The 12,422-nt window shown below is 42.9% G+C and carries 6 protein-coding genes; 4 read left to right on the top strand and 2 right to left on the bottom strand.

The annotated features are described in order from the left end of the window. Positions 1 to 336: 336 nt before the first annotated feature. Both AAFP14_RS04195 and AAFP14_RS04190 read left to right on the top strand, forming a co-directional pair. Positions 337 to 768 carry a response regulator gene (locus tag AAFP14_RS04195; RefSeq protein WP_341731041.1) on the top strand — a complete coding sequence of 144 codons (432 nt, stop codon included), beginning with the start codon at positions 337 to 339 and terminating at the stop codon, positions 766 to 768. A 110-nt stretch (positions 769 to 878) separates the two neighbouring features. Next, the gene (locus AAFP14_RS04190; RefSeq protein WP_341731040.1) at positions 879 to 4,295 is read left to right on the top strand and encodes a response regulator; all 3,417 of its coding nucleotides are present in this window, start codon (positions 879 to 881) and stop codon (positions 4,293 to 4,295) included. Positions 4,296 to 4,423: 128 nt separating this feature from the next. On the opposite strand, the gene AAFP14_RS04185 is transcribed toward AAFP14_RS04190, so the two are convergent. After that, the gene (locus AAFP14_RS04185) at positions 4,424 to 5,611 is read right to left on the bottom strand and encodes an RNA-guided endonuclease InsQ/TnpB family protein (RefSeq protein ID WP_341731039.1); all 1,188 of its coding nucleotides are present in this window, start codon (positions 5,609 to 5,611) and stop codon (positions 4,424 to 4,426) included. A gap of 116 nt (positions 5,612 to 5,727) precedes the next feature. On the opposite strand from AAFP14_RS04185, the gene AAFP14_RS04180 reads away from it, so the two are divergent. Next, the gene (locus AAFP14_RS04180) at positions 5,728 to 8,028 is read left to right on the top strand and encodes a DNA phosphorothioation-associated putative methyltransferase (protein ID WP_341731038.1); all 2,301 of its coding nucleotides are present in this window, start codon (positions 5,728 to 5,730) and stop codon (positions 8,026 to 8,028) included. A gap of 430 nt (positions 8,029 to 8,458) precedes the next feature. On the opposite strand, the gene purH is transcribed toward AAFP14_RS04180, so the two are convergent. Continuing rightward, positions 8,459 to 10,003, bottom strand: coding sequence for a bifunctional phosphoribosylaminoimidazolecarboxamide formyltransferase/IMP cyclohydrolase (gene purH, locus AAFP14_RS04175; protein ID WP_341731037.1), 1,545 nt, complete (start codon positions 10,001 to 10,003; stop codon positions 8,459 to 8,461). Positions 10,004 to 10,407: 404 nt separating this feature from the next. Here purH and AAFP14_RS04170 point away from each other — a divergent pair, with 404 nt between their 5' ends. Continuing rightward, positions 10,408 to 12,324, top strand: a complete 1,917-nt coding sequence (locus AAFP14_RS04170) for a PAS domain S-box protein (RefSeq protein WP_341731036.1) — start codon at positions 10,408 to 10,410, stop codon at positions 12,322 to 12,324. The last annotated feature ends 98 nt before the right edge of the window (positions 12,325 to 12,422 follow it).

Here is a 12,422-nt window from a genome sequence, read left to right as displayed (position 1 = left end):
TGAGTTTTAGATTTTACACTAGCTCGATCGGCCTTGATTGACGAGTTTTTTCCCTCCTCTGAATCCTCTGGATTTTGGCCTTGGGTCCGATCGGCACAATAATCTAGAAAACAGAATGTACAATAAAATACATAACTTGTTCCAGTGTTGCTTTACAGGCTCCACAGTCTGTTCCACAATTCCACAATACTTATAGTTACGTTAGTTTCTCGGTTGGACCACACAGGATTAATGGCTGAAACTATTGCTGTGATAGATTTTGCGTCTTGTGACATCGGATTGTTGGGGATGCTACAACTAATGCTGCACACAAAAAATCTATAAAAAGGCAGATTTATGCAAGACAAAAAAATTAATATCCTCTTGGTTGAAGATGATGAGGTTGATGTGATGAACGTCCGCCGTGCGTTCAAAAAAAATAATATCCCTAACCCTCTTTATATCGCTGGAAATGGATTAGAGGCTCTTGCTATTTTGCGGGGAGAAGCTAAAATAGATCCAGCAATGCCTCTAGACCGCCGATTGATTTTGTTAGACTTGAATATGCCCAGAATGAACGGGATTGAATTTTTGCGAGAATTGCGCCTCGATACAAATTTGAGGTCGATTCCGGTGATCGTCCTCACAACTTCCAATGAAGATAGAGATAAGGTAGAAGCTTATAATTTAAATGTGGCTGGCTATATTCTTAAACCAGTCACTTTTTCTAATTTTGTGGATGTTATGTCTACGCTGAACAAATACTGGATGTTAAACGAGATACCATAAAAAAAAATAAATCCCCATAAAAAAAGTATTATTTTTATTGTACAAATATAAATTTTAAATTTTTATTCACGACTGTCAGTTATTTCAGAGTAATCCACAATTTGGTTGTTATGAAAACAGGGTTCAAAATTCTGATAGTTGATGATGATGAAGTCGATCGGATGAAAGTCAGGCGATCGCTCAAATCTGCCGGCGTTGTGGTGGAAATTTCTGAAGCCGAAGACTGCGCCAGTGCCCTAGAAAAATTATCGATCGACCAAAATGATATCGCGGCGGCCAGACTCTCTAAACAGGAGCAATCTCAAAAGCCGATGGAGGTTGAGAATACAGAAAATCCCCTGTTCTCCAATCAGATATTTGACTGTAAATTTGACTGCGTATTCCTAGATTACCGATTGCCAGATGGAGACGCACTGACGTTGGTACAAGATATTAGGGTAGTGGGTTTCAAAGTTCCCTTAATTGTGCTTACAGGTCAAGGTGATGAACAAATTGCTGTGGAATTGATGAAGGCGGGAGCTTCTGATTATATCGTTAAAGGCAAGCTGTCTTCAGATAGTTTAGCCCGCAGTTTTTACAATGCTATTCGGGTTTATCGCGCCGAATCTCATGCCTTTTATACCAATCAAAAACTCAAGGAAAGTGAAGAACGCTACAGGTTAGTTTTAGATGGAGTTAACGATGGAATTTGGGATTGGGATTTAAGTAAAAATGAAGTTTATTGGAACGATCGCCTGTTGGAGATGATCGGTTTGGGGCGATCGCAATTTGGTCATACTATGGAAGCTCTATACACGCGACTTCACCCCGAAGACAAAGACGATATTATCCAGGCGATCGAAGCTCACTTGGAAGCAGAAATAGACTATAACGTACAATTTCGGCTGCTGCACTCGAACGGTGCTTACCGTTACTGCACTTCCCAAGGAAAAGCTCAACGGAATTCCCAAGGAAAAGCAGTGCGGATGGCAGGCATGATTAGCGACATTACCGATCGCAAAAACGCAGAAGATGCTCTAGAAAGAGAACGGCAGCAACTGAGACAAATTATTACTTGCGTGCCTGTAGCAATGGCGATGTTCGATACAGAAATGCGCTATTTAGCTCACTCCGACAGATGGCTGACTCAATTTAATTTAAACTTACCATCCCTGAGTAACTTAAGCCATTACAACTTGTTTCCCGATCTCCCCGATGGGTGGAAAATGTTGTATCAACAAGTGTTAACAGGCGAAATAGTTTCTCGTAGCGAAGATGCTTGGGAACGAGCCGATGGCTCTATTTTAATCCTGCGTTGGGCCGCCCACCCTTGGTATAGTGCCGATGGCCAAGTCGGGGGAATGGTGATGGTTGCTGACAAGATTAATGAGTTGGTAGAAGCGCGAGAAACTGCTCTGAAAGCCAGCTTGATTAAGTCGCAATTCTTGGCAAATATGAGTCATGAAATTCGCACTCCCATGAATGGAGTTTTGGGGATGGCTGAATTATTGGTACGTACTCCCCTGGAACCAAAACAGCGAGAACTCGCTCAAACTATTTACCGCAGTGCAGAACATTTGCTGATGGTAATTAATGACATCCTCGACTTCTCTAAAATAGAAGCGGGAGAAATGCGGTTGGCAAAGGAAAATTTTGACTTGGATAACTGCCTGGAATCAGTAATAGAAATGGTGGCATCTTTAGTCGAGGAGAAAGGTATTGAATTAAATATGGTAGTTGAAAGTTCAGTACCTAGAAAATTGGTAGGAGACTCTAACAGATTGAAGCAAATATTGCTGAATTTGACCGGAAATGCCATTAAATTTACCGATGGTGGTCAAATTTTAATTTACGTAAGTGTTAAACGCGATAAACAAAATCAAGATAATCGGCAAGGAGATAAATTATTATTTTCAGTGCGGGATACTGGCATTGGAATTTCCCCCGAAGGGCAGACAAAGCTGTTTCAATCTTTTTCTCAAGTAGACAGTTCGGCGGCTAGACAATATGGTGGCACGGGTTTGGGTTTGGCTATTTGCAAGCAGTTAGTGGATAGGATGGAAGGTGAAATTGGGGTGCGGAGTTCCCTCGGTAGTGGTTCGACTTTTTGGTTTTCTATACCTTTGGAAAAACAATGGCAAGCCGAACAAACTCATCCTGAACTTGTTGGTAAAAAGCTATTAGTAGTCTCTGGAAGCGCTTTGATGAGAGCCGCAGTACGAGCCTTTGCTCAAACTTGGGGAGCTCGCTGCGATGAAGCAGAAACTGCTGCTGCTGCTTTGACTTGGTTGACAAGTGCCCATAGCCGGATGTCTTCGCAGTTGGAAGCGGGGGAAAACTGCTGCGATGTCGTGTTTGTAGATTTACAAATGCCGGATTTGGAGGCGGAGGAATTTGTTGCCCAAGTGCGATCGCTCTCGGCAATTGGACCGTTAATCGCGATCGCCTCTTTGGGCACACAACCCAAAGCTGAAGCGCTTTGCGATCGAGGCTTTAGCGGCTATTTAATGAAGCCTGTGATGGCTTCTCGGCTCCTTCCGGCCCTGCTGTGGGCAGTGAATGGTAGAGGAGATTTTGGGAGCGTTTTTGCAACCAATACTTGCGATTTGTCGGTGGTTAATTCTCCATCTTTTAATCCCACTAATTCCCAGTCACCCCTCAAAATTTTGCTAGCGGAAGACCACCAGATCAACCAACAAGTTATTCTCGCACAATTGGCGGTTTTAGGCCATCAGGCTGACTGCGCTAGTAATGGGAAAGAAGCACTGGATTTGCTGGCTGCTAACAGCTACGATTTGGTGCTGATGGATTGTCAAATGCCCATCCTTGATGGTTATGAAACCACCCAAAAATTGCGGGAACAAGAAAAGGGCGATCGACACACTTTTGTGATTGCTTTAACTGCTCATGCCATGCCGGGAGAACGAGAAAAGTGTCTGGCGATCGGCATGGATGATTACCTCAGCAAACCAGTAGATTTGGCTGCCTTAGCGGCTGCTATCAACACTTATCAAGTAGAAAGAAATCTCTCGAAAAATAACAATATTGATGACAAAAGCGACGATAATTCAACCACAATATTTACCAACCCATTGCCAAAACAGCTAGTTTCGGCTGTGTCGCCAGAACACCAAATCGCAGTTCAAACTTGGGAATATGGAGACTGCGACGGACTGTTTGACCAGCAAAGATTGGAGCAACTTGGACGAGTTAATATTAAATTGCCTCAGCGAATTTTGCAATCATTTGTGGAAAATGTAAAAGTAGATTTAGAATTTGCCCAAAATGCCGTCCTAGCTAAAGATTGGCAAGTTGTGGAATATCAAGCTCACCGTATTAAAGGAAGTTCTGCCAATGTGGGAGTTACCTTGATGTCGGATTTAGCAGCACAATTAGAGGTTCACGCTCGCAGTTTTCAGTCTCAGCAACCAAATGTCAAATGGGAAAAAAATGATGGTATCGATCGCATCCTAGGGAGTTTGTCAAATTACTTATTACGAGTTCAGCAATTTATAGAAAGTATCATGTTAAAAGGAGATGGAATTTAAAGCTTCTCAAACTCTAATTTATCCAGAAATTTGATGCAGTTGGTATACAATAGGCTCAAAATTAAGAAATGGCATTAATTTTAGCTTTGACATCCTCCCCGGCGTGAACGCATGGGGATTCCCAAACCTTACGATTTAGGTTTCTGCTTCTGTCCCTGACGGGGTTTCGCACCAGCCTTCACAGATTTACTCTGTTCGGGTCTTACGGTCGCTCCACAGACTGCAACGGCAAGCCCAGCCGCCAAAATGTTCTTTGCTGCATTGATGTCTCGGTCATGGTGCGTCCCGCAATTAGGACAATCCCATTCCCGGATATTCAACGGCATCTTTTCAACGATGTGGCCACAATTGCCACATCGTTTTGAACTCGGAAACCATCGGTCAATCTTGATTAAAGTACGGCCGTACCACTTGCACTTGTATTCAAGTTGTCTGACCAATTCACCCCAACTTGCATCATTGATAGCTAGGGCGAGTTTCCGATTTGTAACCATGTTTTTCACAGCTAAGTCCTCAATGGCAATTGTTTGGTTTTCGCGCACCAGTTGAGTGGTTAGTTTGTGAAGGTTATCTTTTCTTGCATCAGTAATTTCTTGATGCACTCTCGCTACTTTGAGTCGTGCTTTGTGGCGGTTGTTAGACCCTTTTTGCTTTCGGCTTAAAGATTTCTGCGCTCTCCTGAGTTTTCGATACTTTGCCTTAAATCCTTTGGGATTGGTAATTTTTTCACCAGTGTCCAGAGTGAGTAAACTCGCAATTCCTAAGTCAATGCCAACTTGATTGTCGCAGGAGGGTAACGTCTTAATCTCAACATCTACCAAGAGAGAGACTGACCACCTACCAGACGGTGCAAGCTTCACACTTAAGGTTGATGGTGTCGCACCGCTCGGCAGTGTTCGACTCCAGCGAATAGGCAGTGCTTGCGCGCACTTTGCTAAGTAAACTTGTCCGTTTTTAAACTTAAAAGCAGATTTGGTAAACTCTGCGCTACCGCCATTCCGCTTTTTCTTAAAATTGGGGTATTTCGCTCGCCCATCAAAGAAGTTAGTATAAGCTGTTTGCAGGTGTCGCAAACATTGCTGCAATGGCACGCAGCTAACTTCATTAAGAAAATCCAGTTCTTCCGTTTTCTTCCATTCGGTTAACATACTAGAAGTTTCAGCATAGCCGATTCTCTTTTGATCTTCATACCATCCTTGGGTCCTTGCGACTAAAGCACGGTTATAGACCAAACGGGTACAGCCCAGTGTGCGTCGCAACAAACTTTCTTGTTCCGGCGTTGGGTAGAATCGATAGCTGAAGGCTTTTAGTGTCATGCTCACCTTGAGCGCGTTACTTTCACACTCTAGCAAGTCCCGTGTGAAATAGCAGGTTTTAACAAAACTTCAAGTAAAGCCGTCCTAAAAGGACGGGGTTTCTACCCATTTTTCTGATGACTTATGAATCCGAACTCAACATTATTTCCCCGATCGCACCCTTAGAAAATAATCCCGAATTACTGACACCTCTACCTCTCATCGCTTTTTATCGGGAATTGTTGCTGCATCAAGAGCAGGTAGAGCCTGGTAATCAAGAAAATCAGGTGATTCTGGGTAACGAGGGAGTTGGGGTGGAGTTTCTGGTGGAAAAAGTGGCTCGCTGCTGTCAGAAAAGCCCCGTTGGCAAAAAATTACCCACGGCTTTTTATGTTCATGTTTCGGCTTTAGCAGCACTCCATCCTGTTGTCAGAATTTATGAAAAATGTGCCAGAGAAAATCTCCCAAATATTGATGAAGCAACTGTAATTAAATTTCAGCTTCGTCAACCGAAAATCTCTTATCTTTTTTACCCAGATTTTGATACGGATGCTCACCCGGCTTTACAAAAAAGTATCCAAATTAATCTGGAAACCGGAGAAGTTAAATGTATCGACTACAGCGCTAGTGAAAATCCACCTGTTTTGCACCGTAAAGAAACTTTTGTGACGGCGGATTATCCCCATTACCAGAAGTTTGCTCAACTGACTAACTCCGAAGAAAAATGGGGACTCCTTGACAATACTAGCGTTATTGGAACTCGCGAAGGTTGGCTGAAATATTTGGGCTATTGCGGTGTGAAAATTCAAGATCATGCTGTGGTTGAACGTGAGAAAGAGGAGAATAGTCAGTTATCAATGCCGAAGATTGAGCGACACAAGGCTGCGATGCTGCGAAATTCTCTTTCTAAACCTGTGCGTTTGGTTTTAGAATCTGATTTATTTATTGATGGCGATACTTTTTTTGATTATGGTTGTGGTTACGGTGGGGATATTAAACATATTACTGAAGAAGGTTATGCTGCTTCGGGATGGGACCCTTATTATCAACCAGATACTGTGCTAGTTCAGGCAGATATTGTGAATATTGGTTATGTAATTAATGTCATTGAGTCTTTGGGGGAACGGCGAGAAGCTTTGCTGAATGCTTGGGAATTGACTAAAAAAATATTGGTGGTGGCGGCTCAGGTATTAATTGATGATACGGATCGAGGTCAAATTGCTTATGGGGATGGGGTGATTACTTCTCGCAATACTTTTCAGAAGTATTACGAACAGGAAGAGTTGAAAATTTATATTGACCAAGTTTTAAATGTTGATGCAATTCCTGTGGCTTTAGGGATTTATTTTGTGTTTCGGGATGTGGCTACAGGTGAAGGTTTTCGGGCTGCTCGGTTTCGATCGCACTTATTGACGCCTAGAGTGCGATCGCAAGTGAAGCGTTTTGAAGATTACGCCGATATTCTGGCTCCTTTGATGGCTTTTGTGAGCGATCGCGGCCGCCTTCCCGTCAAAGGCGAATTAGCTTCAGAAGCCGCGATTAAGGGGGAATTTCACAGTTTTAATCGGGCTTGGAGGGTGATTTTGCAAGCTACGGATGCGGATGATTGGGAGACAATCGCCGACAAACGCCGCCAGGATTTGTTAGTCTATCTCGCTCTCAACGGTTTGGGCGATCGACCTTCTCTTCGTCAACTCCCGGCTCAAATTCGTAACGACATCAAAGGTTTGTTTGATAATTATCAAAAAGCTTGCACTTTGGCAGATTTAATGCTATATAGTTTAGGGAAAAGTGAGATTATTGGTGATTGTTGCGAAGATAGTGCGATCGGCTACAAACAACCAGGTTCCCTTTCAGTTCACGTCTCTGCATTAGCAGAACTAGACCCTTTATTGCGACTCTATGAAGGCTTAGCTAACCGTACCATTGGTCGTCTAGACGGTGCTACAATTATCAAATTTTACGCTGATAAACCTCAGATTTCCTATTTATTTTATCCTGATTTTGATGCTAATCCCCATCCCCCATTGCACACAGTCATGCACATAGATTTACGGGACCTTTCGGTAAAATATCAGAAATTTTATAATTTATCTAACCCGCCTATTTTAGTGAGAAAAGAAGCCTTTGTCACTTCTAATTATCCCCATTACGCCAAGTTCGATAAACTGACTCGCCAAGAACAAAAATTAGGCATTCTGGATAGTTGCTTAGTTCAGAAGCATCAGGAATGGCAGAAGTGTTTGGAGGAAAATTGTGTAAAAATTAAGGGTCATAGCTTGTTTTGGCGATCGAATGCTGACCCAGAAAAGTTGAAAATGTTGCAAAAAGCTGCGTCGCAACGTCACTCATCCAAAATTTATGTGCATGGGGGAAAGATGGAAGGAACCACAGAGGACGCCCAGAGCACAGAGGATGGGAAAAAAGAGAGAGAATGATTGATATAGCAATCTTAAATGATTAATGAAGATTTGTAGGGGTAGTGCCCCCGTGCCTACCCAGGGCTGTTTCATTCTCCAAAAAACGAGGGGTTTGTAGGGGTAGTGGATGGTGCGTGCCTACCCCCCCACCAACCATTTTCCGTCATTTCAGAGATTGGGGCAGCCACGGGGGGCTGCCCCTACAAGAGAATGAAACAGCCCTGCGTGCCTACCCCAGCAGCTAAGGGCAACCACGGGGGGATTGCCCCTACAAGAAACTATACAAATGATTTAGGATTGCTATATCAATTTCCGTGGTACTGAAATTGATATCATATAACACCCTCTCTTCTCTTCCTTCGTGTCAAGAGCGCCTTCGCGGTTAAATCATTCCGATACAACCGAAATTGATATCACTGGCGTCTTAACAGCCTTGGAGGTTGCTATATTAATGCAAAAAGTGGCGCACGTCGGTGAAAACCATTGTGATTCCGAGTTGGTTCGCGCAGTCGATCGAATCTCGATCGCGCATACTTCCTCCCGGTTGGACGATCGCACTTATTCCCGCAGCCGCCGCCGTTTTTACTGAATCATCGAAGGGGAAGAAACCATCGCTAGCTAAAACTGCTCCTTTGGCTTGTTCTCCCGCTTGTTCTAAAGCTAGTTTCACCGAACCGACACGATTCATTTGTCCCGCACCAACACCGATTGTCGTGCAATTTCGCGTCACCACGATCGCATTTGATTTAACGTGTTTGGCGACTTTCCAAGCAAACAGCAATTCTGCTAACTCTGGTGCTGTCGGCTGTTTCTCAGTAACTACGCGCCATTTACTCGTATTTTCTACTACATTATCAGAGTCTTGCACCAGCAAACCACCAGCAATTATTTTAACAGTTTGCGGAGGTCCTTGGGTCAAGTCTGGCAAAATTAACACTCGCACTTTTGCCTTTTTCTTGATAATTTCTTCCGCTTCCGGTTCGCATCCAGGAGCGACAATACATTCTAAAAATGTCTGAGTTAATGCTGTGGCTGTAGCTGCATCAATCGGGCGATTTAGTGCTACAATGCCACCAAAAGCCGATACTGAATCCGTGTCAAATGCTTTTTGATAAGCTTCAGCAATAGTGGTTCCCAAGGCTGTACCACAGGGATTTGTATGTTTGAGAATAGCCGCCGCGGGACTGTTGGGAAATTCGACAATTAGTCTCCTTGCTGCTTCTAAATCTACTAGGTTATTGTAGCTTAATTCTTTACCTTGTAGGATAGTGCTCGTCGTCCAGCCTGTGGGTGTAATTCCGCTTTGATACCAGCTTGCGGCTTGGTGGGGATTTTCGCCATACCGCAGAGTTTGCAGTTCTTTTCCTGAAACATTAAAGTCGGTGATTGGCGAGGAATTTTCAGGGTATTGACTGCTGAGATAAGCTGCGATCGCGCTGTCGTAGTTGGCTGTATGTTTGAAGGTTTCTAGGGCACATTTTTGCCTAAATTCTAAGGAAGCTGCTCCTCCATTTTGCCGCAGTTCTTCTAAATAAGTATTGTACTGGTCTGGATTGCACAAAACTGTGAGATGAGCGTGGTTTTTAGCCGATGCTCTCAGCATGGCAGGTCCGCCGATATCTATCTGCTCAATGGCGTCTGCTAGGGTAACTCCATCCTTCGCAATTGTCTGTTCAAATGGATACAGATTGACAACCACTAAATCAATGGGGCGAATCTGATTTTCGGCTAAATCTGTGAGGTCTTCTGATACATCCCTACGTGCTAAAATACCGCCATGGATGCGTGGGTGGAGGGTTTTGACTCGCCCTCCCAAAATTTCGGGAGAACCGGTATATTCTGCAACTTTTGTGACGGGGATTCCTGCTGCTTTGAGAGCTGCCGCTGTTCCGCCGCTGCTAATGATGTCAAATTCAAATTCTGCTACTAAAGTCCGTGCTAAGTCAATTAGCCCGGTTTTGTTCGAGACGCTCAGAAGTGCTAGACGTGCCATTGGTTTGAAGTTGCGATCGCAAAAATAGACAGGTTACATTCTAGATCAACTTTGGCTGCGTCGCTAGGATTTAATCATGGCCAATTTCTGATTATTTTTGATTTATATTTTTAATGATGAGCTTGTTAATCCCTACATATCTTCATAATATCTTCATAAAACTATACTAATTTATGTTGAGTAGTTTTTTAAATAGTCTTGAAAATAGCTGATGGGTGATGATAGATAATGAGCAAACCGTCAAAGTTAAAAATTTACCTTAATTTTATTTAATAATAAATTTGCATGATTACTCGAATCCGTGTGCTAGTATCTCTGGTAAATTGTTCTCTTCATCAAGATTATTGACCAGGGAGCAATTTCAAAAGCTTAATTTAATTTAAAATTTGTGAGAGGTATTAAAGATGTTTTCTAAAGATACAGAGCAAGGCCATCCTAGTAATAATATTAGCATTTTATCAAACACAGTAGCTAAAAATAGTGGTTTGAGTTCCAAATCTCTACTTTCAAAAGGTGTAGGAAATACTTCAGTACCTAGCCAAATGTCAGAAGCTTATAGTTTTAATTTGTGCGAATTGCAGCAGATGGAAAAAGCAATAGAACAATTAAAGCAAGATTTAAAAGCTAGTGAATCGAGGTTTAGGAATGCGATTGAAAAAAATGCAGATGGCATGGCAATTGTCAATAAACGAGGACTTGTTGCCTTTGTCAACCCATCAGCAGAAGCACTGTTTAACTGCAAGGCGGAGGAACTTTTAGGGAAAGAGTTTTTTGGTGTTTTGGTAGTAGAAGGTTCTGCTTGCGATATTGAGATGGAGGCAGATATTATTCCCCAAGTTGGGAATACAGATAAAACAGGAATGCGTGTGGTGCAAACAGAAGTGAAAGCTATTCGCAAGGACAAAGAAAATGCTGTGGTAGAAATGCGGGTGGTGGAAACGGAATGGGAAGGGGAAATCGCTTATTTGGCTACGTTGCGGGATATTACCGATCGCAAACGCACACAAGAAATCCTCTGGTTGTACGATCGGGCGATGGCGGCCACTAGCACCGGGATTGTGATTTCTGACGCGACTAAACCCGAACATCCCATAGTATATTGCAATCCCGCATTTGAAAGCATCACAGGCTATCGACGGCAGGAAATCTTGGGCAAAAACTGCCGTTTTTTGCAGGGAATTGATACCGATCCAGCAGCCTTAGCAATAATTCGCCAAGCCTTACAAACCCAAAGTGAATGTCAAGTAATTTTAAAAAATTATCGCAAAGACGGAACAGCTTTCTGGAATGCTTTGTCCATATCTCCAGTACGCGATCGCACCGGAAAACTAACTCATTTTATCGGTGTGCAGAGAGACATTACAGAGCGCAAAAAAGCTGAGGAAGATTTGCAGATTTCCGAAGCACAAAGTAGAGAACAAGCTACTAAATTAGTAGCAGCACTTCAGGAAGTCAAAGAAACTCATAGCCAATTAGTGCAGAGTGACAAAATGTCTAGTTTGGGATTGCTCATTGCGGGTGTCGCCCACGAAATTAATAACCCCATCAGTTTCATTTCATGCAATCTCGGCCATCTGAATAACTATACTCAAGACTTGCTACACATTCTCGAACTTTACCAACAGCAATATCCCGAACCCGCAGCAGAAATTCAAGCAGAAGCAGAGGCGATTGAACTAGATTTTATAGCTGAAGACTTACCGCAAATACTATCTTCAATGAATGTGGGAGTTGAGCGCATTTCCCAAATTGTCCAATCCCTGCGAAACTTCTCGCGAAACGACAATTCAGAAATGAAACCGATTAATCTTCATGAAGGAATTGACAGCACGCTGTTAATTCTCAATCACCGCTTGAAAGGAAAAGGAGAAATACCACCGATTCAAATCATCAAAGAATACGGAGATTTACCCAATGTCAAATGTTTTTCCGGGCCAATCAACCAAGTATTTATGAATATTCTCAGTAATGCGATCGATGCTTTAGATGATTGGAATCAACAGCGAGGGTTAGCAGAAATCCGAGGCAATCCCAGCCAGATTAAAATTAGCACAAAAGTGAGAGATACGGTTGGCGATCGCTTCCTTGCACCCAATTTTGCAGAAATCACCATTACCGACAGTGGCCCAGGAATGAGCGAAGAAGTCAAACAGCACATATTTGATAGCTTTTTTACTACAAAACCCATTGGGAAAGGCACGGGCATGGGTTTGTCAATTAGCCATCAAATAGTAGTAGAAAAACACCAAGGAGAATTAGATTGTATTTCCGAGTTAGGGAAAGGAACAACCTTTATTATCAGAATCCCTATCAAACAATAAATCAAGCATGACCAAAAACAATTACGATGGTCAAAGTGGTTTTTACTCAGGAGTTTAGTCCTGAGTAATTCAACACCGAGAGAGAGAGAGGACGAAAG

This window comes from Microcoleus sp. EPA2 (genome assembly GCA_020882975.1).
GTDB lineage: Bacteria > Cyanobacteriota > Cyanobacteriia > Cyanobacteriales > Microcoleaceae > Microcoleus.
Note: the sequence above shows the minus strand (reverse complement) of the source record. Positions and strands in the feature narration are given on the sequence as shown.